Origin of the sequence: Sphingobacterium sp. UBA5789, assembly GCF_002418355.1 — a bacterium.
GTDB lineage: Bacteria > Bacteroidota > Bacteroidia > Sphingobacteriales > Sphingobacteriaceae > Sphingobacterium.
In genome coordinates this window covers 617,920-644,305 of sequence record NZ_DIDX01000003.1, presented here as the reverse complement: position 1 = coordinate 644,305, position 26,386 = coordinate 617,920, and the positions used below count along the sequence as shown (strand labels likewise).

Genomic DNA, 26,386 nt, shown 5'->3' with positions numbered 1-26,386 from the left:
AAGACAATAGATATGAATATAAGCAGATACAGTCGATTAGTGCTGTCCATATGTACTTTGTACGTGACCAGCACTGTTACAGCACAGCAGAACAACCAAAAGATGGACAGTTTTATTAATACGCTGATGTCTAAAATGACATTGGAGGAAAAAATAGGACAGCTTAATCTGGTGACGGGAGGAGAAGCAACGACAGGAAGTACAGTCAGTACGGGAGTAGAAGGAAAAATCAAATCCGGGGCTATCGGAGGTATATTTAGTATGAGTACACCACAACGCATACGTGCAGCTCAGGATCTGGCTGTCAAACAGTCCCGTTTAGGCATTCCTCTTATCTTTGGTATGGATGTTATTCACGGATATAAAACGATTTTTCCTATTCCTATCGGACTAGCTTCTTCCTGGGACATGAATCTGGTAAGGCAGACTGCTCAGATCGCGGCAACAGAAGCTACCGCAGATGGTATCAACTGGACGTTCTCACCGATGGTAGATATCTCGCGTGATCCGCGCTGGGGCAGATTTTCAGAAGGAAACGGAGAAGATCCTTATCTCAGTTCCAAAATCGCTATCGAAATGGTTAAAGGTTATCAGGGCAATGACCTTGCTGCTCATAATACACTGATGGCATGTGTCAAGCATTTTGCGCTGTATGGAGCAGCAGAAGCCGGAAGAGACTACAACACCACAGACATGAGTCTGCACAGAATGTACAACGAGTATCTTCCGCCCTACAAAGCTGCTATTGATGCAGGAGCTGGCAGTATCATGACTTCATTCAATGATATTAACGGTGTACCAGCTACAGCCAACAAATGGCTTATGACTGATCTGTTACGTCAGCAATGGGGATTTCAGGGTATGGTTGTGACCGATTACACCGCCATAAACGAACTGATTGATCACGGACTGGGAGACCTGCAACAGGTATCTGCACTTTCTCTGAAAGCCGGAGTAGATATGGATATGGTAGGTGAAGGTTACCTCGGAACATTAAAAAAATCATTGCAGGAAGGCAAAGTCACACAAGCTGATATCGACAGAGCGTGCAGATTAGTCTTAGAAGCTAAATATAAACTCGGACTATTTGACGATCCATACAAATACTGCGATGTAAACCGTGCTAAAAATAACATACTCACTAAAGCGCATCTTGCAAAGTCCCGTGAAGTAGCTGCGAAATCATTTGTATTATTAAAAAATGATAAGCAAACTCTTCCTTTTACAAAAAAAGGAAAAATTGCTCTGGTAGGTCCCCTTGCTAATACAGGTGCGAATATGCCGGGTACATGGAGTGTCAGTGCTGATTTGGAACACACGCCATCACTCTTACAGGGAATGAAGGATGCATTGGGTAACAAGGTAACTATTCAGTATGCCTTAGGTACAAATCTGTTAGAAGATCCTGTTTATCAGGAACGTGCTACCATGTTTGGCCGTACAATTCCTCGTGATAACCGCAGCGAACAGGAACTGATAGCAGAAGCAATCAAAGCATCGGAAGGTGCAGATGCGATTGTAGCAGCATTGGGAGAAAGCTCTGAAATGAGTGGGGAAAGCTCCAGTCGCACAGAAATAGGAATACCTGCAAATCAGCAACGTCTGCTACAGGCGTTGTTAAAAACCGGAAAACCGGTAGTACTTGTGCTCTTTACCGGCAGACCATTAACACTGACCTGGGAAAATGAACATGTACCGGCGATCCTGAATGTATGGTTTGGAGGTACTGAAACTGGTAAAGCAGTAGCAGATGTATTATTCGGAGATGTAAATCCTTCAGGAAAATTACCGGCTACTTTTCCTAAAAATGTAGGCCAGATTCCATTATACTATAATGCAAAAACTACAGGAAGACCTTTGGAGCAGGGCAAATGGTTCCAAAAATTCAGATCTAACTATCTGGATGTAGACAACGATCCGCTTTATCCGTTCGGATACGGATTGAGCTATACTGCTTTCCAGTATAACAATCTTCGCCTAAGTACTTCTAAATTAGAGAAACAAGGTAAAATTAAGGTTACTGTCGAAGTAAAGAACACTGGAAAATATGATGGTGAAGAAGTCGTACAATTGTATATCCGTGATATGGTCGGCTCTGTAACCCGTCCTGTGAAAGAGTTGAAAGGATTTCAGAAAATAGCTTTCAAAGCTGGCGAAACAAAAACAATTGAATTCGATCTGACAGAAGAAGATTTAAAATTCTATAATGAAAATTTAGAATTTGTCGCTGAGCCAGGCGAATTTGAAGTATATGTCGGAACAAATTCCAAAGATGTATTAACTTCTAAATTTGAATTACAAAATTAACACTACTCTATTTTATAGCAAAGGTCTTTCCCGTTGGAAAGGCCTTTGCTTTTAAAATCTATTTTCCTCTGTATTTATTATCAATACGATCTTCCTTCTGTTTAAGTAGTTTATTATCGTCATCTCTAAGCGATATAAATATCTGTCTGATAATTAAACACTAACCGCTTATCAATAGCATATTCATCGAAAAGTTCCCGAAGTCCTTCATACAGGCTCTTACTTTCGGTTTCCTCATTTGGAAAGTAAGATGAAGATTTTACCCGTCCGAAAAATGCTTTCAGGTCAAAAGTTTGCTGGTTTGGCAGAGAAAACTTACGGATGGATTTAGGTGCAAAGAAGTCATGTATATGTTCATCTGTGATATTCTTCTGAGTGACTGTCTGATATTCCGGAATATGTCTGACCAGAAATTCTTCGTAAGCACGCTGAAACTCATCTTCAGGACTGCGTTGATTCCATACCAGTACGATATGCCCTTCCGACTTTAAAATCCGCTGAAATTCAGCCTTTGTCTTTACTTTATCAAACCAGTGAAAAGACTGTCCTGCAAATATCAGATCAACGCAATGATCATCAATTTTGGTATCTTCTGCTGTAGCATTTACCGCTATAAAATTTCTATTCTTCTTGAAATGATGAATACAGGCTTCACGCATAGCCTGATTTGGCTCCACACCAAAGGTATTATTACCGTTATCCACAAACAGTTTGGTCGATATACCTGTTCCGCTACCAATATCAGCGACTAACCAATCTTTATTAAACCCGATTTCCTGAGTTAGTAGGGAAAGAATCTGATTCGGGTAACTGGGTCTGTATTTTTCATAATCAACCACCCGGTCTGTAAATCTGTCAACGTTCTTTTTCATTTGTAAATGGTTTTTTTAATGGCATGAAGCGATCAGATTAATCCATCAATCCCTCGTCCTGAAAACTAAAATATTTGCTGTTTGTAAATATGACATGATCCATTACTCTAATATCCATTATTTTTGAAGCATCTACAATTTTTTTTGTCAGCTGAAGGTCCTGATTACTTGGCTTCAGGGAACCTGAAGGATGGTTGTGAACGAGGATCATAGAACTGGCATGGCAATTCAGTGCTTGTCTGAGGATAATACGGACATCTACAGGTGTAAAATCATTCCCTCCCCTCCCTATGAGTTGCTGACTCTGAACAACAGATGCACGGTTAAGGTATAATACCCAGAACTCTTCATGCTGAAGATCCTGTAATTGGAATTTAAAGTACTCAAATACTTTCTGACTGCAATTAAGGACCACAGCTTCCTTCTCCGTACTCTCTTTTCGTCTTCGGCCCAATTCCAAAGCAGCTATAATAGTAATAGCCTTAGCGCTGCCTATGCCTCTATATACCTTTAGATCATCCACATCCAGCTGAGACAAGAAATCAAGATTGTGCTGATGATCTGAAAGTATACGGCGAGCCAGTCCGACAGCATCTTCCCCAAAGGAACCGGAACCGATAAGAATAGCCAGTAACTCTGCATTACTCAGAACCCTTCTTCCACGCCTTTCCAGCTTTTCTCGTGGCCGGTCATTTTCTGCCCATTTATTTATCGCTAACTTACTCATAATTAAAAATTATATAATTCACTCTAAAGATAACAATATCGCTCAAAGAAAAGTTATTTCTCAAAATATTTAATTCATTAAGCAAAGAAAATCATCCACTTTTACGTTTTCCCAAGTCAGTTGTAAATCTTATCTTTGTAATCCAAAAAAATATTGATATGAGCAAAGCGATTATTAAAACAGAAAAAGGCGACATGACTGTGGAATTTTACACAGCTGATGCTCCAAATACCGTAGATAACTTTATCAAACTGGCTAAATCAGGATATTATGACGGATTAGCATTTCACCGTGTTATCCCTGATTTCGTTATTCAAGGAGGTTGCCCTAATTCTAAAGAAGGCGCAGCAGGTGTACCGGGAACAGGTGGTCCGGGTTACAAAATAGATTGTGAACTGACAGGAGAAAACCAGTACCATGACCGTGGAGTACTTTCTATGGCACATGCAGGTCGTAATACCGGAGGTTCTCAGTTTTTTATCTGCCATAGCCGCAACAATACAGCTCACCTAGACCGCAACCATACCTGTTTTGGTAAAGTTGTTGAAAATGTAGATGTAGTGGATGATATCCGTCAGGGCGACCGTATCCTGACTATTGAAGTAATCGAAGATTAATCCCTCTACCGAAAACCATTAAAATGAATTTAAGAGCATTAGTATCCGTAACCGGAAAACCGGGATTATTTAAACTGATCGGACAAAACAAAGGTGGCTTTATCCTGGAAACACTAGATCAAGCTAAGATAAAATCAGTAGTAAACCTGTCTACTACAAAGATGGCAACTCTGGAAGATATCACTATCTATGGAGAAGAAGAAGAAATCAAGTTACTGGACGTATTCGAAACGATCAAAACAAAAGGGCTGGAAACACCTGATGTGAAAGCTAGCGGAGATACATTACGTGATTTTTTCCGTGAAGTAGCACCTGGACATGATGAGTCCCGTGTATATACTTCAGATATCAAGAAAATTATCTCCTGGTATAACATTATTAAAGAGTTACCAATATTTGACGAAGAAGCTCCGGCTCCTTTGGTATAATCAAATCTTTAAATGCGAAAAGGCCTTACAGACAAATCTGTAAGGCCTTTTTTGCGTTTCCATAAATAAAGAAAATGAACTTCCTTAAATAGTACTTAAACACTTTTCAGCGACCTCCAAAAAAAATTTAATAATTTTTCACAACTCATGTAACGTTTCGCTAAACAGTTGTACTAACTCTGTAAAATCTAATATTCAGAAATTATGGAAGCCAAAAATTTAAACACAACTATTGCAGAGCCGGTAAGGAAACAAATGAGAATTGAATTCTTTACACAGATCACTGGTCTGGTCGCACTGTTATTTGTACCATATTACTTTAATTTCAATCAGGCAATGACTTCAGTTTACATGCTGTTTTATTCCCTGACATTATCCTTCTCGGGATATTATATATATAAATTTTATACCTTTTACAAGTCAACACTATCGGTTGATCTGGAAAATTCAAAAGATCTGACCTGGTTCTACCATGAATTGAAATTAAATGTAAACATCTATACCAATTTCAATTTTATTACGATCATCACAGCCCTTGCTTATGGAATCACCTGTTTATATATTAAAAAATTCGACTTCGGACCCCTTGCATATAAGGTGGAATCCCTAATACCCGGAACAACGGCATACATAGCACTCACTATCAGCACGCTTGTATTCCTGTTTACCATTGCAGAATATTCAGCTAAATCTACCTATGAGAAGTATACAAACCGTATAAAAGATATTCTAAAACAATTCGATTAATCTGCTATACGAACTAACCAGAGAAGAATGTAAAACCCAAAAAAACAGACTTCTCTGGTTTTACACCGGAATTTTAACCGAAAAGCAGATCTGCTGCGACTTTTTCACCGATCAGTTTACCTTGTTTACCGATTTTTTGACTGGACTCACCAATTAGCTATGGCCAGGGTTTGTTATTGCTTATACCTTTGGATCAAACAATTAACAAGAACCATAAAAAAATTAAAAACAACCAAAAAAACATCATGAAAAATCTAATCAAAACTGTAGCTTTCTTATTATTCATTGCAATAACAACAAGCTCTTTTGCTTCCGGAATTTATAATCCTGGCAAAAATTATTCAGCAGATGCTGTAATCAGCAATTATATCGAAACGACGACTATGGGAAATCCTGCCAATATTGAAAATTTGTTCACAGACAATTTCTTTCAGACAGTTTCCACTCCTTCAAAAGTGATAACCCATTCAAAAAAACCATTTATAGACTATGTAAAAAGCCAGAAAGGCTATGTGCAGAACTGCCAGACAAGTCATACCATTATCGAACGCAATGACAATTGTGCAATTGCTAAAATCACATTGACGTACAAGAACTTTACAAAAGTAGAATATGTAACTGTTTGCAGCGATGGAGAAATATGGAAAGTAAGTCAGGTCGTTACTTCGTACCCTAAAAAATAAAAAACAAAGCCTTATGCATATAAAACAACTTAAAACAAACAACAACACTACTCGTTCCATAATAAAAAAGCTCAGAAACAATTATTTCTGAGCTTTTCAATTATATCTACAGCAAATATCAAAAAAGTCCCAGTTGTCGCCCTCGGTTAGGAACCTGAAACAGATCAGTTCTTTGTGTTGGAAGATCATTTTTACCCATGTGTTGTTTTACAGATAAGCGAAACAGATCACGTATACTTTCCGCAAGGTTTCCTTCTCCTCTTATCCTTCTTCCAAATTCACTGTCATTCAGTTTTCCGTTGTGGCAATCCTCTATGCCGTGCAACACTTTGTCCGCACGGTCCGGATAATTTTTATATAACCAATCCTTAAAGATGCCAGCTATAGCACCATTTAGCCTGACAACAGTATAGCTGGCCGAACGCGCTCCCGCTTCTGCTGCTCTTTTGATCAGTAACGGTATCTCATCGCTGTTGATTCCGGGTACTATTGGCGCCACCATAAGCATTACCGGCACTCCTTTACCGGTTAGCTTTTCAATCAGCTTCAATCTTGCTGAAGCAGTTACTGTACGGGGTTCCATCTTCTGCCTTACCTCTTCACTCAGAGAATTGATAGTAACAGCTACAGAGATCAACTGCAATGAAGCAAGCTCCTCAATTATATCGAGATCCCGCAACATCAATGTATTCTTACTGATGATAGATACCGGATGTCTGTACTTCAACATGACCTCCAGAATAGACCTTGTAATCTTTAGTTTGCGTTCAATAGGTTGATAGCAATCTGTATTACCGGAAAGCATAATTGTAGAAGGCTGATAGTTTATATTATTAAATTGCTTTTCCAGGAGACGGGCAGCATCATATTTCACCAGTATCTTGCGTTCGAAATCCAATCCCGCACTGAATCCCCAATATTCATGAGCATTGCGGGCATAGCAATAAATACAACCATGCTCACATCCCTGGTAAGGATTAATAGATTGTGTAAAATGGAGATCCGGACTATCCGAAACGGAAATAATTTTCTTAGGATGAGTGGGAATCAATTGCGTAGGCACATGCTCCAGAAAGGGTTCATCTAAACCTTCAATATGCTCCTGTACATATTGAGAGGTAAAAAATTTATTATTTGGATTGACCTGTGCGCCTCTTCCCTTAAAGTAATTCGTCTCTTCCATAATCAAAAATACTAAAAATATTAGCATTTTTGATTATAGATCATTTAATTTTTTACATGCTTGAACATCCAGTCATAAATATCATCCTGATGAAAAAGGCGCTCTACACTACCGTGATTCCCTCCCGGGATAATAGTTAGCGTAACGTCCGCATCTGCATCTGCTTTTTTTATAGCATTGACAATCTTTTTGGATTCGGACATCGGTACGATATAATCTTTATTTCCATGTTGTACCCAAAGAGGTACTTTAGCCAGATTTTGTGCATAACTCAATGTGCCTCCCCCGCAAATAGCTACTGCTGCAGCTATTCTGTCAGGATATTTTCCAGCTACATCCATAGTGCCATATCCACCCATACTCATGCCGGCAACATATATTCTGGAACTGTCCGCATTATATTTCTTGATTGTGTAATCAACTACTTCCATTACTTTATCTGGATCCCATCCACCTCTGGATTGCGGAGCTATTACAATGGCTGGTACTTCCTGACCCTTAGCCATCGCATAGAGTACTCCGTAACGGGTTACCCGATTCAGATTAGTCCCTGATAAACTTCTGCCATGAAGAAACACTAATATAGGAGGCTTATTCTCAAGAATTTCAGCTTTAGGTAACTGGATCATAAAAGGGTATGCAGTCTCTCCCTTAACCGGACTTGGTTGTGCAACTGTTGCCTGAATAAAGAAAGTTAAAAATATTAAAAAACTTACTACAGACTTGATATACATATACATAGGGTCAAAAATTTAATATTCGGGTCACTAAAATACAAACTCTTGACGGATTATTGATACAAATTCTAAATAGATTATTGTATAACCATATGTGATCTTTATATCCTAATTTTACATTAACACGACAATCCACATAAACACTTTACATTATGAGACTTCAAAAAATCGCTATTGTAACTGTTATTTTCTCTGCCATTATCGCTTTGAGTGCATTTATTCCGGCTCCCCAGCCTACGCAGGAAAAAAAAGCAAAAAATCTGAAAGTACTTCCTAAAAATATAAGTAATGAAGAGCTGGACAAAGTTATGGACGACTTTAAAGTGGCATTAGGCGTAAAATGTAATTTCTGCCATGCTAAAAGTACCACTGACCCTCAGAAAATGGACTTTGCAAGCGATGAAAACCCGCATAAAGAAATTGCAAGAAGTATGATGAAGATGACTCAGAAAATCAATAAAAAATATTTCACACATAAAGACGAAAAATCCGGAACAATAGCTCAGATAAGTTGCATGACTTGTCATAACGGTAAAAAACATCCGGAAGTAGTATCCTTATAAAAAAAGATAAAAAAAAGGAGCTGGTGCTCCTTTTTTGTTTTAAAACCGCTTTTCTTTGTCTGTGACTCAGACTCCTGAATCTTTCCGCTTATTTTTGTAAAATCTTTTTTGTCCTTTCCTCTACTTCCTTTATTAATAACGGATAGGCAGGATACTGCATATTATGTCCGAATCCCTGAAGTTCCAGTAAACGAACGTCTTTATGACCTGTTATTTTTAACATACGTGCCAGATAAGCATTCTCTTCATATCGGCCCAACATCTCAAGCTCTCTGTCACCTGTTATTAACAAGATCGGAGGAGCATCCTGACGAACATGAAACAAGGGCGCAAAACGATCTATAGTCGGTTGCTTCTCTGCTATACCGTGCTCCTGACGACTCGTAAAATGTGTTATCGCCTGTCCGCTGAAGGGGATTAATCCGGCTATCTGATCTGCATCTATGGTATACTTTTGCAGATAATGTTTATCTAATATCGTCATCATTCCCAGATATCCGCCTGCCGAATGTCCCGATACAAAAACAAGTCGTCTGGAACCACCATACTCTTCAATATGATTAAATACCCATGCAATAGCCGCAGCAGCATCTTCAATAATACCTTCGACATTGGCCTGAGGTGAAAGACGATACCCTACTCCTACTACTGCCATTCCGCGGTTTTTCAGATATTCCGGAATTTCCTTCTGACCACCGGTCAATCCTCCTCCGTGAAACCACAGTATGGTAGCAAAATCTTTCTTATCGACGGGGTAATAAAAATCAAGTTTACATCTTTCATATTCAGCCGTTTTACCCTTTGCCTCCGGATAATAAGCAACATCTTTCTTTAGATCATATTGTGCTAAAAGTATACCCTGAAAGAGCAAAAGAAAAACAGCAAGAAGTGTAGAGTGTTTCATAGTAAATGGAGTTTTATAAAGAAATGAGATATCTAAAATAGCAAAATATACCCGGATTGCGTGTACAAATCCATAAATTAGTCAAGAATAATGACATAGTTTTTGCGATGAAGCCAACCATTACAATAGAATACTGCCCCAAATGCGGCTGGATGTTACGTGCAGCATATATGGCACAGGAGCTCCTGACTACCTTTACAGAAGAACTCCATGCTGTAACCCTGAAACCCAGCGAAATAAGCGGACGCTACCTGATTACTGTTGATGAAACGGAAATTTTTGACCGCAAACGCATGGGACGCTTTCCTGAAATAAAAGAATTAAAACAATTAGTTCGTGATATCGTTGCCAGAGATAAAGATCTGGGGCATTCTGACAGAAAATCAGACGCATAGGTACAACAACAACTCCTGTCAGCAATGGTACATTGATGCTGTAAGCATATGATAACCTAAAAGGTATTTCGACCTTTTACAGATTAAAGGTATATTAGCATAACAATTAAAAAGCATGAAGATACTGCATACGGGCGATTGGCATCTGGGAAAAAAACTGGACTTCTTCACAAGAATAGAAGAACAACGTGTCGTACTTGAAGAAATATGTAATATTGCAGAAGAAGAACAGGTAGATGCAGTTATTGTAGCAGGAGATCTCTTTGACACGTTCAATCCTCCGGTTGAAGCCGTAGATTTATTATATAAGACCCTCAAGAGGCTTGCTAACAATGGAGCACGCCCCGTGCTTGCAATTGCTGGAAATCACGATAGTCCCGACCGTATAAATGCGCCTGACGCTCTGGCCCGTGAATGCGGAATTATATTTATGGGATACCCTGACACAGCCATCAAGCCTATTCAGATAGAAAACGGATTTACGATTACACGATCCGATCTTGGCTTTATAGAACTGCAGCTGCCAAAGCATTCATCTCCGTTACGCATACTGTCCACTCCCTTTGCAAACGAAATTCGTCTCAAACAGTATCTGGGGATTACTGACAAAGGAGAAAATCTCAATGAGGTGCTCAAAAATACCTGGCGCACACTGGCAGATAGCTATGCAGATAAATATGGTGTAAACATTCTGGTCACTCACCTCTATATGCTAAAGCGAGGAGGCGAAATACTCGAAGAACCGGATGGAGAGAAACCCATCAAAATAGGAAATGCAGATATCGTGTATTCAGACGGTATACCTTTACAAATACAATATACCGCTTTGGGGCATCTCCATCGCTATCAGAATATAGGTGGACCTCTTGCACCGGTAGTCTACAGCGGTAGTCCGCTTGCCTATTCATTTTCCGAAGCCGGACAGGAAAAGAAAGTAGTCATTATTGAAGCCGAAGCAAACAGACAGGTACAGATAAAGACACGCAATCTGCAATCCGGACGCAGGCTTTATCGCAAACGCTTCGATAATACGGACGAAGCGGTATCGTGGCTGCAGACACATCCAAATGCATTGGTAGAACTCACACTGGTAAGTGAAACGTTTGCAACCTCACAGGATCTGAAACGTATTCATGCAGCACATGACGGAATTATCCATATTATACCAATCGTCAGACAACAGGAGCAACAACTGTCTGCTGCAGCGCATATCAACCTTGAGCAGGATATACAGGATCTCTTCAAAGATTATTTTAAATCCAGATACGGACAAGAGGTTAATGATGAACTGATCTCCTTATTTAACGAAGTTTTGAACAGTACCAACGATACAGAAGACTAACAGATGCTACCCATATATTTAAGTATAGAAGGCTTATATTCTTATCAGGAAAAACAGGAAATAGATTTCACCAGGCTTACTGAAGCGGGATTATTTGGTATATTCGGGAATGTCGGTTCCGGAAAATCCTCCATTCTCGAAGCGATTAGTTTTGCCTTGTACGGTAACACCGAACGTCTCAATTCCAAAGAGAACCGTAGCTACAATATGCTCAATCTTAAATCTGCAGCTGCTACTATCATCTTTGATTTCATCAATTTTGAAAACCGCAAGTTCAGATTTGCCGTACACTGGAAAAGAAAAAAGAAATTTGATCAGACCTCCACGATAGAAAGGGTTGCTTATGAATGGTTGCAGCAGAACTGGGTTCCTATGGAATCAGCAGATGCTACCCATATCACCAATTTGACTTATCAGAATTTTAAAAGAACTATCATCATTCCTCAGGGACAGTTTAAAGAGTTTCTTGACCTCAAAGGTAAAGACCGCTCGGATATGATGAAGGAAATCTTCAACCTTGATAAATACGACCTGGGACCAAAAGTATCCGTGCTCCAAATTGACAACAACAGAAAGATGGAGCACCTTCAGGGTGCCTTATCCGGATTTGAAGAAATAAACTCAGGAACAATTGAACTGAAAAAAGTTGCTTTAAACGACGCTAAAGCATTATTAGACACACTAAGATCAGCATATCAACAAACAGAAAACAGTTACAAAATACTGTCTGAAGCGAAAACCAATCGTGAGAATCTGAAGGAAAAAGAAGAACAGTTTGCACAGTTAAAATTAAAACAAGCTGAAATCATTCATCTGGAAAAAGAACTGGATGAATATGAAAAACTGGTGTCCCTGTTTCGGGAACCTCTGGATAGAATCGATTCTTTACAACGGGATCAGGATCAGCTGGAACTAAAAATCCAGAATCTGTTACAGGAGAAACAGCAAACATCCCTGATACTGAAAGAGAAAGAGCATTCTTTTCAGAAAGTTGAAAAAGATTTCCTGAAAACGGAAGAGTTCAGAATAAAAATCAGTGATCTTAAAAATCTGATTCAGATAAGAACACAACAGGCTGAAAAAAATAATCTGCAAAGCCGTTTAGCTAAAGGAACACCTATACTGGAACAGACACGAAAGGAAGAACAGCTTTTTACAGAAGATATAAATCTTCAGGAAACAACTCTCGAACAGCTAAAATCTGTCAAGATCGACACTTCTGAATTGATAGAAATAGACAACTGGTACCAACGTCATGATCTGCTCCTGAAAAACAAATCTGCTCTAATCGAAAAGATTGATCTTTTAAAGGCACAGCAGGAAGAAATAACAGGTTTATTTACAGATAACGGCTATACAGTAGATAATTGGGAATCTGAAATCAGCAGTCAACTCCAGCAGATTACCGTTGATATCAGAGCGCTAACTAAACAGGAAACTGATTTACATGTACAAAAAGAACTCGGTCGCTTTGCAGACAACCTTCATCATGAAGAAGCCTGCCCCCTTTGCGGATCTTTGGATCATCCGCACCCGATGCAGATACATGATGTCAGCATACAGTTAGAGGAATTAAAAGCAAAACAAACGGAGATTACAGAAAGACAACAGCAATTGCAATCCCTTCTCAGTCAGACGACCCGATGGAGTACAACCTATCAGGATAAAAAAGTACAACTGGAAGCTGCCGGAAAAGAGTTGCAACAGGCAGATGAGCAACTCACAGCACTCCGTTCCCGATTCAGCTGGGAAAATTTCCATTGGGACGACCGTACCCTGTTTGACGAAAAGAAAGCAGCTTTAAGACAAAGTGAAATACAGATAAAAGAAGCTGAGCTGCTGTTAAAATCACTGCGTGTACAGCTAACAGAGACACAGAGTAAAGCAGCAAAATTCGAACGGTCATTAAATGAGTTCACTCAACAAATTGCCGTTATAGAAGGCTTGATCACCCAGCATAAGATTCAGATACAAGCTATTCAGATTGAAGATTATAACAATGATAGCGATCAGGATCTCTTAACAGAAATACAAAGCGCCGAGGAACTGATAATAACTACTGAAGAACAGCATAAAACGCTGCAGACAGCGATCAATCAACTCCACACAATAATCGCTTCTATACAAGGAAAACATACAGAGGCACTGGAGAATTACCAGACTACGGTACAAAAGATCGACACGCTGAATCAGGAAATACTCGCTCACATCGAGCAGCAACATCTGCCGGGTATGAGAGCCATTCAGCTCGTATTACAAAAAAATCTGCCTGTCATTGAAAACCGGAAATGTATACAAGACTATAAAGTAGCTTACGAAACACTTCAAAATCAAATCACCGAGCTTATGCAGAACAGTTCGGTTCAGGATTTTGACGAAGAGCTTTTCGAACGTACAAAAATCGAATTAGAAGAAAAGAAATCTGCACAGGAATTGCAGATCGCACACACAGGAGCATTAGAACGTGAATTGCAACGTTTGGAACAGGAATTCGAGAAAAAAGGAAAACTTCTGACAGAGTTTGAAAAGTTGAGCCACCGCAAAGATAATCTGCGCACACTTGATAATATGTTTAAGGGTTCGGGATTTGTAAATTATGTATCGAGCATCCATTTACAACGCTTATGCGATATTGCAAATCAGCGTTTCCACCGGCTCACCAAAAATCAGCTCAGCCTCATTATCAATGAAGCCAACGAATTCGAGGTCATCGATTATCTCAACAACGGCTATCATCGTTCTGTAAAAACACTTTCCGGAGGACAGGGCTTTCAGGCATCCCTTTGTCTGGCATTAGCATTAGCCGAAAATATACAATCGCTCAATAAGGCCGATAAAAATTTCTTCTTTATTGATGAAGGTTTTGGCACACAGGATGCAGAAAGTATGAATACCGTATTCGAGACATTACAATATCTCAATAAGGAAAACAGAATAGTCGGTATCATTTCACATGTGGAAGAGTTGAAAGAACGTATTCCTATGTCCGTAACAGTTATCAAGGATTTGGAAAAAGGAAGTATTGTTAAAATGAGTTCCTGACAAACACAGAAAACAAACAGAATGGGGTTAATTTAATGTTAATCTTAAACCTGCAGATTGTATTTCAGATCAAAAGACCTTATTATTGTAAACAATACAATAAAACATTAACTCCTCTGTATGAAATACCCGTTTCTGATAGTCGTCTTAAGTCTCTATACATCCCTTACATTCGCACAATCCCTCAAACCAGGCTTTGAGAAAGAGGAATACAGAACCATGCTCACCTTAATGAGCCAGGTAAAAGATCATCCCGTATATCAGGATTTTACGTTGAAATACACATCCCCCGTTATGGGACTCGAAAACCGCTGGTGGCTGTGGACAAACGATCAACATAAACAGGCTATAATAGGAATCAGAGGAACAGTATCAAGCTCGGAAAGCTGGATGGCTAATTTCTATGCAGCTATGATTCCTGCCAAAGGGCAGTTACAATTAGACGAATCCCGGATTTTTGAATATAACTTTTCGGACGACCCTAAAGCAGCAGTTCACGTAGGCTGGACATTCAGCATTGGTTTTCTCTCTGCTGATATTTTACCTCATCTGGACTCATGTTATAAAGCTGGTATAAAAGATATCTATATTACAGGACATAGTCAGGGCGGAGCCATCAGTTACCTTTTAACTTCCCATCTTCGCCATCTGCAACAACAGGGACAATTACCAAAAGATATACAGTTTAAAACATACAGTTCTGCTGCACCAAAAGTTGGAAACCTGTATTATGCCTATCAATATGAAGCGGATACGCAGATAGGATGGGCGTTCAATGTCGTCAATACAATGGATTGGGTTCCTGAAACACCGTTTTCTGTACAGAAATTAGATGATTTTAATGAGATTAATCCTTTTCCGCAATTACAGAAAGCAATACAAAAACAATCCTTCGGCAAAAAGATTGTGATAAAACATTATCTTAATAGGATAAAAAAACCTACAGAAAAAAGTCAAAAAAATATAGAAAAATTACTGGGCCATAAAGTTTTCACTTTTCTCAAAAAAAAATATCCTAATTTAGTGGAGCCGAAATATTTCCCCTCATCAAATTATATGCGAGCAGGCCAACACATTGTTTTAAAACCAGATAGCAGCTATACGAGCTCATTTCCGAATGACATAAATCATCCATTTATGCATCATGGTTTTAAATCTTACTTCTTTTTATTGGATAAACTTTAAGAAACCAGCAACAGTTCAGGAAGGTAAATTTATCTTAGGTACGATATTTGCAAGTACCTGATTTAACTATTCAATACTGAACTAAAATGAAAAGAACTCCATTTACAACTTTTGCAATTCTATTGGTCGTAGCTCTCATACTGGTATTTGCGACGACATGTTCGAGCGTTATGTAATAACTCTGCAATGACTGCTTTCAAACATATTTCCATATATAAGCCTTCTCTCACCAGATAGCTTTCTTTGATACAATCTGCCTGATAACGTATCCCTTCCCCTTTTATTCAATTTCCAAAAACTAATAATTACAGATAAGTTCTGAAATAAGGGTACCCTTTAAAATCTTTATTACTGATTTACTGTCATAAAATAATTTTTTTAAACTATATAATCTACCATTCATATAGATTTTATATATTTGCAAAATAATAAATTGCAATGAATACCAAAACACACAAACACTACTGCTTTCGAATGCTCTCAGGAAAATAATGCAAATCATTGTTTTCCTACCCCTATCCTTTTTTTATATTAATATTTTATGAACTAAACTTTTACATTCATGAATTTAAAAATTCATCATTTTCTTATTCTTATCGTCGGCATACTACTTCCGTCTTACCTGCATGCGCAGAATAATAATGTTTCCGGAAAAGTAACAGATGAGCAAAATCTTCCACTATCCGGAGTAACCGTCACTGAAATAGGTGGTACACATACAACACAAACAGATCAGAACGGAGCTTTTACGCTTCAAATTTCCTCTGCAGAAACAAAAATCCGCATCACTTTTATCGGATATGAATCGCAGACACTTACAGTCAAAAGCGGACAGCAGCTGGCAATCAGTCTGAAAAGTGAAAATACACAACTTACAGAAGTAGTGGTAACTGCACTTGGTATATCCCGTGAGAAAAAAGCATTGGGTTATGCGGTACAGGAAGTCAAATCTACTGAACTGCAAACCCGTCCTACAAATGCACTCAGTGCTATTTCAGGAAAAGTAGCAGGCTTACAGGTTGTCTCATCAGGCGGTAACATCGGTGGATCTACACGCGTATTGCTGCGAGGTATCAACTCTATTGCCGGAAATAATCAGCCTCTTTATGTCGTAGACGGTACACCTATGGACAACAGCGATCTTAACAGCAGCGCAACGATAAATGGTAGTGCGGGAAAAGATGTCGGAAACATGATCCAGGATCTTAATCCGGATGATATTGAGAATATTTCGGTATTAAAAGGACCTTCCGCAGCAGCACTTTACGGATCCAGAGCAGCAAACGGGGTCATCCTGATCACTACAAAAAGAGCTGCTAAAGGTGAACGTGTAGATATCAGCCTTAATACAGGTGTAGATTTTGAAAATATCGTACGCCTTCCCAAAAGACAAAAATTATACGGTCAGGGATATGCGACTACCTTCCCGACAGCGAATATCAATGGTACAGATTACAAAATTGTAGATTACGCATCTGATGAAAGCTGGGGACCTCGTCTGGATGGCACACCGGTATTACAGTGGTATAGCCTGAATCCGGAAGATGAAGCAAATTACCTCAAACCGACTCCATGGTCCTACCCTAAGAATGATGTAAATTATTTCTTCAAAACGGGTATTTCCAATACGAATAACCTGTCTATAGCAGGAACAAGTGGAAGTACAAACTACAGATTTTCGTATACCAACAAGAATGTATCCGGGACAATCCCTAATTCCAGTCTTGACCGTAACACCCTGAATTTTTCGGGAGGAACACAGTTAGGCAATCTGAAGATCACTTCTACACTCAACTATATCAAAAATTCTTCTCTTGGTAAACCCTGGAGCGGAGCTTCTAACCGTAATATTATGCTGGAAGCCTTCCAGTGGGGAGCAGTACAGGTGGACTACAAAATATTAGAAAACTATAAACGTGCAGATGGCACTCCGCTGGCGTGGAACCGTACAGGCTGGCAAAATACTCCGGCTGCAGAAGCCACCAGATTTATTGACAACCCGTACTGGTCTGCATATGAAAGTTATATGGAAGAGAGCCGGGATCGCTTTTACGGTAATTTCGGATTACAATATGATGTCAATAACTGGTTGACCGTAGGAGCAAAAGTACATGGAGACATTTACAGCTTTAATTATCAGGATCGCATAGCGGTATACTCCCGCTCTGCTTCGCAATACGAAGAATCCAGTAATAAGCTGAATGAATACAACTACGAATTCCTCGCTACAGCCAAAAAGAACTGGGATAAATTTTCTTTAGTAGCTAACATAGGTGCAAACTTACGCGATCAGCAACGGAAAGTAGATTATGCCATTACACAGGGCGGGTTGATAGTACCTGAATACTATAATTTAAAAAATGCTTCCAGCGTTAAAGTTGATAATAACCGCTTTCACAAAAGAGTATCTTCCCTGTACGGTAGCTTCTCTTTAGGATACAATGATTTACTATATATTGATGGTACGGTACGTAACGACTGGTCCTCTACTCTACCAGTCGATGACAATTCATTTATCTACCCATCATTCACAGGAAGTTTTATCTTCAGTCAGTTAGAAGGTGTTAAAAATCTGGATTGGCTTTCATTCGGTAAATTACGCCTGGGATGGGCGCAGGTGGGAAATGACACAGATCCTTATCAATTATACAAAGTGTATGGTGTAGATCTCTCGTTTGACGGACTTCCTTCCACAAGTTTACAGAATCAACTGAACAACCCGTTACTGAAACCGGAAATTACGACTTCCTGGGAGACGGGGCTGAACCTTCAATTTCTTAAAAACAGAGTCGGAATTGATGTGACTTACTATAATAACAGTTCCAGAAACCAGATCATTCCATTACCTGTCTCTCCTGCATTCGGATATGAATACAAAATTATCAATGCCGGTAAGATCAATAACAAAGGTTTGGAAATAACGCTGAACGGTACGCCTGTTAAATCTCAAAACCTGGAATGGAACAGTACATTAAACTGGTCCCGCAACAGAAATAAAGTAATCAAGCTATCTGATGATGCCAATACGTATACACTGAGCAATTCACTGGTAAGCCTTGTTGCCAGAGAAGGTGAGCAATACGGACAATTGTTAGGGTATGATTTTGTAAAAACAGATGATGGCAGAAGAGTTGTTCAGGCAGATGGTACGTATATGAGAACATCCCAACTCGTACCATTGGGATCTGTACTTCCTGACTACATATTTGGCTTTCAAAACCAGTTCCGCTACAAAAACCTAAGTTTAGGATTTTTAATCGATGGCCGTGTAGGTGGAAGCTTCTTCTCTCAAACGTATAAAGTCGGTATGTATGCAGGTATATTAGATCGTACCGCAGAAAATAATATCCGTGAAACAGGCGTCATATTAGATGGTGTCAAAGGCAATGTAGTTTTTAACTCGGACGGTTCTTACACGGTATCCAATATTTCAGAAAACGACACCCGTATTACAGCTCAGCAGTGGGCTCGTAACGAGTACAACGGACCGACTACGTTCTCCATCTTTGACGGAACCTTTATCAAGTTGCGCGAAGTAACTGTTGGTTATTCATTCAGGCTTAAGAATACCACATTTGTGAAAAATCTTGGCGTATCTCTCTATGGCCGTAACCTTTGGAATATCTATACTAAAAGCAAGTATATCGATCCTGAATTTACCAATAGCGGAGGCAATGTACAAGGTATAGAAGGAGGAAACATTCCTACCCCGGTAACTTATGGTTTTAATGTTAATCTTAAATTCTAATTTTCCATGAAATTACTCAAATTCACATATACAGGTTTACTAGGTCTATCATTATTGATACAGGCTTCATGTTCAGATGAGAAATTTACAGAGATAAATACAAATCCGAATCTTCCGGCTAAAGTATCGACGACAAGTCTGCTGATATCTGCCCAGAAACAAACGATGGACGCTATCCGCAGTGAAGAGATCAACTACAGAGGAGCACAATTGTTTGCACAGTATTTTAGTCAGAATATTTATACCGATCCTTCCCGCTATCAGATACCGACAAGTTATTCGGATAATTTCTGGATCAAATCGTATAAAGCGCTTAATAATCTGAATGAGATTATCAAACTCAACACAGATGAAGCTACACGTATCGGAGTGACGGCGAATAATGCGGGAACCAATACAAACCAGATCGCTATAGCACGCGTATTGAAGTCCTATCTTTTTCATTCGCTGACAGATGTATTCGGTGATATTCCCTACGAATCTTACGGCAACAAGGATGCTGATTTCCAGGCCTTACAACAAAGTCCGGACAATCTGACCCCCAAATATGCTACACAGGAAAAGATCTATAAAGATATTCTCAACGAACTGAAACAGGCCGCAGACACCTTATTCAAATACAGCTCTGCCAACACATTCGGCACATCAGATAATATCTACAAAGGAAGCAATCAAAAATGGTATAAATTTGCAAACTCTTTACGCCTGCGTCTGGCAACACGTATAGCACTCAAAGATGCCGCATTATCCCGTACCCATATTGAAAGTGCGCTGGCACAAGGTGTATTCACATCGAATGATGATAATGCAGCTTTCAAATATTCATCAGCATCCCCAAATGAAGCTCCATTATACCGTGCTACAGTAATTGCAAACAGAAAGGATTTTGCCGTTTCTAATGTTATTATCGATGCCCTGAAAGGAATTCGCGGACCTTTTACAACTCCGGATCCGAGGCTGGCTAAATATGCCAATCCAAATGCAAGTGGTGTATATAACGGACAAATCTACGGACTACCGCTCGAAGCAGGACAACTATTTCCGGAAAACACGATCTCATTACCGGGAACAATCATTAATGCAGCAAACTATGCGGAAGTATTACAGGAATACTCCGAAGTTGAGTTTTTGATTTCTGAATATAAAAACTGGGATCAGACAGCCTATGCTAACGGAGTAAAAGCTTCATTAACAAAATGGGGTGTAAATGATACAGATGCAGCCACATATCTTTCTGCATTACCGGCAGCTAACAAACAAAATGTACTGACTCAAAAATATCTGGCCCTTTACAATCAAGGTATAGAATCCTGGTCAGAAATACGCCGGACAGGATATCCCTTATTCCTGATCAAAAGCGGAGATCTGTTATGGACCGGTCTTGTGGGAGGTGTCACAAAAACCTACTACTTTACACCTGAAGTAGGCACGGCTATTCCAAACAGATTGGTATACCCGATCATTGAACAGAATACCAATAAAGCAAACTATCAGGATGCTTTAAAATCTCAGGGAGACGACGTCATCACCAATAAAATATGGTGGAATAAATAACGCCACACCCCACTTGTTTAAGAGGATATTCCACACCGGTTTATCCTCTTTTTTATTACCCGTTTTTCTGGAAATAAACCGTATCTTTGCGCCATGATTAATGTGTCCAATCTTTCTCTTCGTTTCGGCAAACGTGTGCTGTTCGAAGATGTCAACCTTAAATTTACTGCTGGAAACTGCTACGGTATAATCGGTGCAAATGGTGCCGGAAAATCCACTTTCTTAAAGATTGTCTCCGGAGAGATCGATCCTTCAACAGGATCTGTAGCGTTCACTCCCGGTGAAAGAATGTCTGTATTGAAACAGAATCACTATGAATTTGATAAATTTTCCGTCATTGAGACTATTCTGATTGGTAATCAGGAGCTCTACAAAATCATGAAGGAAAAAGATGCCATTTACTTAAAAGAAGATTTCACAGATGCAGATGGCGAGCGTGCCGGTGAACTGGAAAGTCTTTTTGCGGAAATGGATGGATGGAATGCCGAAAGTAATGCAGCTACCTTATTGAGTAACCTGGGGATTTCAGAAGACCTGCATTATAAATTGTTAGAAGAACTGGATGGTAATCAGAAAGTACGTGTGCTTTTGGCGCAGGCTTTATTCGGAAAACCAGACATCCTGATTCTGGATGAGCCTACCAATGACCTGGACATCAACACCATTGCATGGTTAGAAGATTTTCTGGCAACTTATGAAGCAATCGTACTGGTCGTTTCTCACGACCGTCACTTTCTGGATGCCGTATGTACGCATATCGTAGATATTGATTTCAGCAAAATGACCATCTATACCGGTAACTATTCATTCTGGTATGAGTCTTCTCAACTGGTCCTGAAACAACGTACGGATCAAAATAAAAAGATGGAAGATAAAGTCAAGGAATTACAGGAATTTATCCGTCGCTTCTCGGCCAATGCATCTAAATCCAAACAGGCAACTTCCCGTAAGAAAGCTCTTGATAAAATCAATATAGAAGAGATTAAACCATCTAACCGTAAATATCCGGCTATCATGTTTAATCAGATGAACCGGGAACCGGGAGATCAGACTTTATCAGTAGAAGGTCTTGGCAAAACAGTCAGTGGAGAAGTATTCTTCAAAGACATTAATTTCATGATCAACAAAGGTGATAAGATTGCAGTCTTAGGACGCAATTCACTTGTTACTTCTGCATTTTACGATATCATCACCGGCCGTGATAAAGATTTTCAAGGCGAATTCAAATGGGGAATTACGATTACCCCGGCAGATATGCCAATAGAGAATGCTGAATTCTTTGATGGTAAGAATGACAACCTGATCGATTGGTTGAGAGAATACACGACTAATCCGGAAGCAGATGAACAGTTCCTTCGTGGATTTTTAGGTAAAATGCTATTCTCAGGAGAAGAAGTTCTTAAAAAGGCATCAGTCTTGTCCGGAGGTGAGAAAATGCGTTGTATGTTCTCCAGAATGATGCTTCAGGGAGCTAACTTTTTGATTTTCGACGAACCAACCAATCACCTGGATCTGGAATCTATTACCGCTTTAAACAACGGTTTGAAAGATTTCAAAGGATCTATGCTGTTTACCTCACGTGACCACGAATTGACAGAAACAGTAGCAAATCGTATCATAGAGCTGACTCCTAAAGGAATCATCGATAAGCTGATGACTTATGACGAATACATCAATAGCGAAGCCGTTCAGGCACAAAGAGCAGAGATGTACAGTTAATACATATTATACTTATTATTCGAGACACCTTACTTAAGTTAATTAAGTAAGGTGTTTTTGTATACACTCTTAGCGAACCCCTCCTCTCTCATTTTCAAGGAGAGATCCCGATGTATCGGGAGAGAGGTTAAAAACTAAATCCGTTTGCTTACACCTTCATTAGCAAAATAAAGAGCCTCTCCCTAACCCTCTCCTTAGAAAGGAGAGGGAACTTTTTAACGGAGCTTATCTCTCCTCCTTCCTTAGAAGTAAACTGAAGCTCCTTAGGGAACTACTCCTCTCTCCTTTTCAAGGAGAGATCCTGATGTATCGGGAGAGAGGTTAAAAACTAAATCCGTTTGCTTACACCTTCATTAGCAGAATAAAGAACTTTTCCCTAATCCTATCCTTAGAAAGGAGAGGGAACTTTTTAACGGAGCTTATCTCTCCTCCTTCCTTAGAAGTAAACTGAAGCCCCTTAGCGACCCCCTCCTCTCTCCTTTTCAAGGAGAGATCCCGATGTATCGGGAGAGAGGTTAAAAACCAGATACGTTTGCTGCTCCACTCACCAACAGAGCAAAGAACAACTCCTTAATCCTTCCGACGAGTCAGAACAAGTTTTATTTAGGAGAGTAAATTTACACCTGTTATAAAAAATTAAAACACTGAAAAACAATCAATTACATACACAAACACAAATTAATTTGTAAAATAACATTCATCAAAATATATTTGTCTACTTATTCTATAGACTTTATAAAATTAAATGACAAAACTTCGACCTATCCTTTTTATTTTATTCCTCTTTACAGTGCAATCCGCATACAGTCAGGGCAATAATCTTATTGAATTATCCGGTCACATTATTGATCAGGAATCAAAACAACCTATCTCGGGAGTAACTGTACTCGTCGAAGGAACAGTCAACGGAACATCGACCAATGATAAAGGAGATTTCAAACTGACCACAAGAGCAAAATATCCGTTCAAACTTAAAGTGTCAGCAGTAGGATTCGCAGCGCGGACCTATGAAATCACCGGACCTGAATCCAATTTAAACCTCGAACTGCTCACACAGACTATATTGGGAAAAGAAGTCGTAGTCACGGCATCCCGGGTAGAAGAAAATATTCTTAAATCTCCGGTAGCTATCGAAAAATTAGATATACGGGCTATCCGTCAGTCTCCTGCTCCCAGTTTTTACGATGCTCTGGAAAATGTAAAAGGGGTTCAGATGACAACCTCCAGTATCACTTTTAAAATTCCGAATACCAGAGGGTTTAATATCCCGAACAATTTTCGTTTTGTACAACTGGCTGATGGAGTAGACATGCAGGCAGCGACTCTTGGTGTTCCACTTGGAAACGCTATCGGCCCTACAGAACTGGACATTGCCAGTATAGAAATCACTCCCGGAGCCTCATCTGCACTATATGGCATGAATGCTATTAATGGTATGGCCAATCTGCTCACAAAAAATCCCTTCTTATATCAGGGACTGAGTGTATACAGTAAAAACGGACTCAATCATACCGGAGGCACAGGACGGGAGCTGAGCAATCTAACTGAAAATGCAATCCGATACGCTAAAGCATTTAACAACAAATTTGCATTCAAAGTCAATCTCAGTTATTTGAGAGGAACAGATTGGTTATCTAATTCATATCAGGATCAAAATCCGAATAACCTTGTAACCGCCAATCCTTCCTATCCGGAATTAGATGGCATTAATAATACAGCATATGATGGATGGAACATCTATGGTGATGAAAATAATAATGCAGTGACGGTATCAGGATTAACATATAATGGAAAATCTAATCAGTCTCTGATCGTCAGAAGAACCGGCTACAAAGAACAGGATTTATCCAAACCTACTGTAGAGAATCTCAAATTTGATGCTGCATTACACTACCGGCTAAGCGAAAATGCAGAATTATCCTACAGCTACCGTTTTGGGCGTATGGATGGTGTATTTCAAAGAGGAAACAAAATTCAGCTTGATAATGTAAGAGTTCAGAATCATAAACTGGAGTTAAAAGGAAGTGATTATAGCATCCGGACATATATATCTTCGGAGAATACCGGCGATTCATACAATATCAAACCTCTGGCGGATAATCTGGATCTTACCCACTTATCCAACAATGCCTGGAGAGATAAATTCAAAGCCTCTCTCCAAACACAGCTTAACAACGGAATTGCTTTGGCTGATGCAGCCAGACAAGCACGCGCAGATGCGGATCTGGGACGTGTAGAAGCCGGAACAAAAGCTTTTGATGAACTCAAAAACACAATTATTGGGATCAACAACTGGGATCATACCAATGCAGGAGTATCAACCGGAACAAGTACCGGCGGTGCAAAACTCAAACAAATGAGCCGCACCTATCATGCAAACGGGCAATGGGATCTTTCCCGTCACGTAGAAGTGGTGGACATACTCTTAGGTGCAGATGCGACTATTTATGAAGTCATCCCGGACGGAAATAACTTCGTAGACTTCAAAAGACCTGTTGCCGAGCGTAATATCCCTTTGGAAAATGGCTCTTTCGGAGAAAATGTATACTATAAAAAATTCGGCGGATTCACTCAGGTAACTAAATCTCTGCTGGAAGAAAAGTTAAAGCTTTTTGCTTCCCTTCGTGTAGATTATAACCCCGAATTCAAAGCCAAATTTAACCCACGCTTTGCAGCAGTATACACACTTACAGAAAAGCACAATTTCAGAGCTTCTTTCCAGAACGGCTTCCGTTTTCCTGCACTCTTTGAGGCTCTTTCTTTTGTCAACAATGGAAATGTACGTCGTGTGGGCGGTCTTTCTTATATAAATGAGGGTTTGGGCTACCTGGACAATTCGTATACCCTGGCCTCCGTTAACAATTTCAATGCAGCCGTGAATAAGGACGTCGCAGGAGGATTAACAGCAAATGATGCTGCATTAAAGAATAAAGGGCTTCTGACCGTCACCGATTTGAAAGCCACCGATCCCGAGCGCATTACTTCTTTCGAAATCGGCTATAAGAGCGTTATCCTGGATAATAAACTGGCTATTGACTGGGATATTTACAGCAATGTATATCACGGTTTCTTAGGACAGGTAGAGGTAGCTGTACCGTCAACAGATCGCATCACTACAGATGCTTCTGTAATCGATATGCTGGCCGCCAATCGTGCTAAACAAACCCGTTACAGAGTATATACCAATGCAAAAAACAGCTATAACAACTACGGAAGTTCATTAGGGCTGACGTACAATTTTTACGAAAAGTATACCCTTTCCGGAAATATTAATTACAGTGCCATCACTGAAAATAAAGAGAAAGACATATTCGTCACCGGCTTTAATACCCCCAAATGGGCAACCAATCTTTCTTTTGGTAACAGAGAGATACTCCCAAATTTCGGATTCAATATTGTATGGAAATGGCAGGATGCATTTGACTGGGAGAGTCCGCTCGTCAATGCAAGAGTAAATGCTTACAGCAATATCGATGCGCAGGTAAGCTACAGAGTTGGAAAAGCAGCCATAAAAGCAGGTGGAAGTAACATCTTTAACAAGCACTACATTCAGTATGCCGGAGGCCCTACACTCGGAGCCTTATATTATACGGCTATTACTTTTGACAATATTTTATAGCACTTAATGATCTC

At 39.6% G+C, this 26,386-nt stretch carries 19 protein-coding genes; 14 read left to right on the top strand and 5 right to left on the bottom strand.

The annotated features are described in order from the left end of the window. Window positions 1-12: 12 nt before the first annotated feature. Entirely contained in the window at window positions 13-2,307 is a 2,295-nt protein-coding gene (bglX, locus tag B4B65_RS09090; protein ID WP_293915227.1) for a beta-glucosidase BglX, read from the top strand. 125 nt (window positions 2,308-2,432) lie between these two features. Here the strand turns inward: bglX and B4B65_RS09085 are convergent, their stop codons facing one another. Together B4B65_RS09085 and radC are read right to left on the bottom strand one after the other, a co-directional pair. Continuing rightward, complete coding sequence (locus B4B65_RS09085; protein WP_293915225.1) at window positions 2,433-3,179, bottom strand: class I SAM-dependent methyltransferase; 747 nt, start codon at window positions 3,177-3,179, stop codon at window positions 2,433-2,435. A 37-nt stretch (window positions 3,180-3,216) separates the two neighbouring features. Beyond that, window positions 3,217-3,906 (bottom strand): RadC family protein, encoded by a 690-nt coding sequence (gene radC, locus B4B65_RS09080; RefSeq protein ID WP_201680016.1) that lies wholly within the window; start codon window positions 3,904-3,906, stop codon window positions 3,217-3,219. A gap of 158 nt (window positions 3,907-4,064) precedes the next feature. Between radC and B4B65_RS09075 the strand changes: the two genes are divergently transcribed. The 4 genes from B4B65_RS09075 (at window position 4,065) to B4B65_RS09060 (ending at window position 6,381) form a co-directional block, all read left to right on the top strand. After that, window positions 4,065-4,523: a peptidylprolyl isomerase gene (locus B4B65_RS09075; protein WP_002993785.1), complete on the top strand. Its 459-nt coding sequence runs from the start codon at window positions 4,065-4,067 to the stop codon at window positions 4,521-4,523. Between the two features lie 23 nt (window positions 4,524-4,546). After that, complete coding sequence (locus B4B65_RS09070) at window positions 4,547-4,951, top strand: DUF5606 domain-containing protein (RefSeq protein ID WP_201680017.1); 405 nt, start codon at window positions 4,547-4,549, stop codon at window positions 4,949-4,951. Window positions 4,952-5,155: 204 nt separating this feature from the next. Next, complete coding sequence (locus B4B65_RS09065; RefSeq protein WP_293915220.1) at window positions 5,156-5,698, top strand: hypothetical protein; 543 nt, start codon at window positions 5,156-5,158, stop codon at window positions 5,696-5,698. A gap of 245 nt (window positions 5,699-5,943) precedes the next feature. Beyond that, entirely contained in the window at window positions 5,944-6,381 is a 438-nt protein-coding gene (locus tag B4B65_RS09060; protein ID WP_293915218.1) for a nuclear transport factor 2 family protein, read from the top strand. 118 nt (window positions 6,382-6,499) lie between these two features. On the opposite strand, the gene B4B65_RS09055 is transcribed toward B4B65_RS09060, so the two are convergent. Together B4B65_RS09055 and B4B65_RS09050 are read right to left on the bottom strand one after the other, a co-directional pair. Beyond that, a complete protein-coding gene (locus B4B65_RS09055; protein WP_293915216.1) occupies window positions 6,500-7,591 on the bottom strand; it encodes a PA0069 family radical SAM protein in 1,092 nt (363 codons plus the stop codon). Between the two features lie 17 nt (window positions 7,592-7,608). Next, complete coding sequence (locus B4B65_RS09050; RefSeq protein ID WP_201680021.1) at window positions 7,609-8,298, bottom strand: prolyl oligopeptidase family serine peptidase; 690 nt, start codon at window positions 8,296-8,298, stop codon at window positions 7,609-7,611. Window positions 8,299-8,453: 155 nt separating this feature from the next. On the opposite strand from B4B65_RS09050, the gene B4B65_RS09045 reads away from it, so the two are divergent. Next, window positions 8,454-8,864 carry a c-type cytochrome gene (locus tag B4B65_RS09045; protein WP_293915214.1) on the top strand — a complete coding sequence of 137 codons (411 nt, stop codon included), beginning with the start codon at window positions 8,454-8,456 and terminating at the stop codon, window positions 8,862-8,864. 88 nt (window positions 8,865-8,952) lie between these two features. Here the strand turns inward: B4B65_RS09045 and B4B65_RS09040 are convergent, their stop codons facing one another. Beyond that, entirely contained in the window at window positions 8,953-9,768 is an 816-nt protein-coding gene (locus B4B65_RS09040; RefSeq protein WP_293915212.1) for an alpha/beta hydrolase, read from the bottom strand. Between the two features lie 107 nt (window positions 9,769-9,875). Between B4B65_RS09040 and B4B65_RS09035 the strand changes: the two genes are divergently transcribed. From B4B65_RS09035 to B4B65_RS09000, 8 genes are all read left to right on the top strand, one after another. Further along, on the top strand, window positions 9,876-10,163 hold the full coding sequence (locus tag B4B65_RS09035; RefSeq protein WP_201680024.1) for a SelT/SelW/SelH family protein: 288 nt from the start codon (window positions 9,876-9,878) through the stop codon (window positions 10,161-10,163). A gap of 115 nt (window positions 10,164-10,278) precedes the next feature. Further along, on the top strand, window positions 10,279-11,505 hold the full coding sequence (locus B4B65_RS09030; protein ID WP_293915210.1) for a metallophosphoesterase family protein: 1,227 nt from the start codon (window positions 10,279-10,281) through the stop codon (window positions 11,503-11,505). Window positions 11,506-11,508: 3 nt separating this feature from the next. Further along, a complete protein-coding gene (locus B4B65_RS09025) occupies window positions 11,509-14,547 on the top strand; it encodes an AAA family ATPase (protein ID WP_293915208.1) in 3,039 nt (1,012 codons plus the stop codon). 120 nt (window positions 14,548-14,667) lie between these two features. Then, complete coding sequence (locus tag B4B65_RS09020) at window positions 14,668-15,732, top strand: lipase family protein (RefSeq protein ID WP_293915206.1); 1,065 nt, start codon at window positions 14,668-14,670, stop codon at window positions 15,730-15,732. Window positions 15,733-16,294: 562 nt separating this feature from the next. Continuing rightward, window positions 16,295-19,480: a SusC/RagA family TonB-linked outer membrane protein gene (locus tag B4B65_RS09015; RefSeq protein ID WP_293915204.1), complete on the top strand. Its 3,186-nt coding sequence runs from the start codon at window positions 16,295-16,297 to the stop codon at window positions 19,478-19,480. Window positions 19,481-19,486: 6 nt separating this feature from the next. Beyond that, entirely contained in the window at window positions 19,487-21,034 is a 1,548-nt protein-coding gene (locus tag B4B65_RS09010) for a SusD/RagB family nutrient-binding outer membrane lipoprotein (protein ID WP_293915202.1), read from the top strand. 93 nt (window positions 21,035-21,127) lie between these two features. Continuing rightward, on the top strand, window positions 21,128-22,753 hold the full coding sequence (locus tag B4B65_RS09005; protein ID WP_201680030.1) for an ABC-F family ATP-binding cassette domain-containing protein: 1,626 nt from the start codon (window positions 21,128-21,130) through the stop codon (window positions 22,751-22,753). 745 nt (window positions 22,754-23,498) lie between these two features. Then, on the top strand, window positions 23,499-26,372 hold the full coding sequence (locus tag B4B65_RS09000) for a TonB-dependent receptor (RefSeq protein WP_293915200.1): 2,874 nt from the start codon (window positions 23,499-23,501) through the stop codon (window positions 26,370-26,372). Window positions 26,373-26,386: the final 14 nt, after the last annotated feature.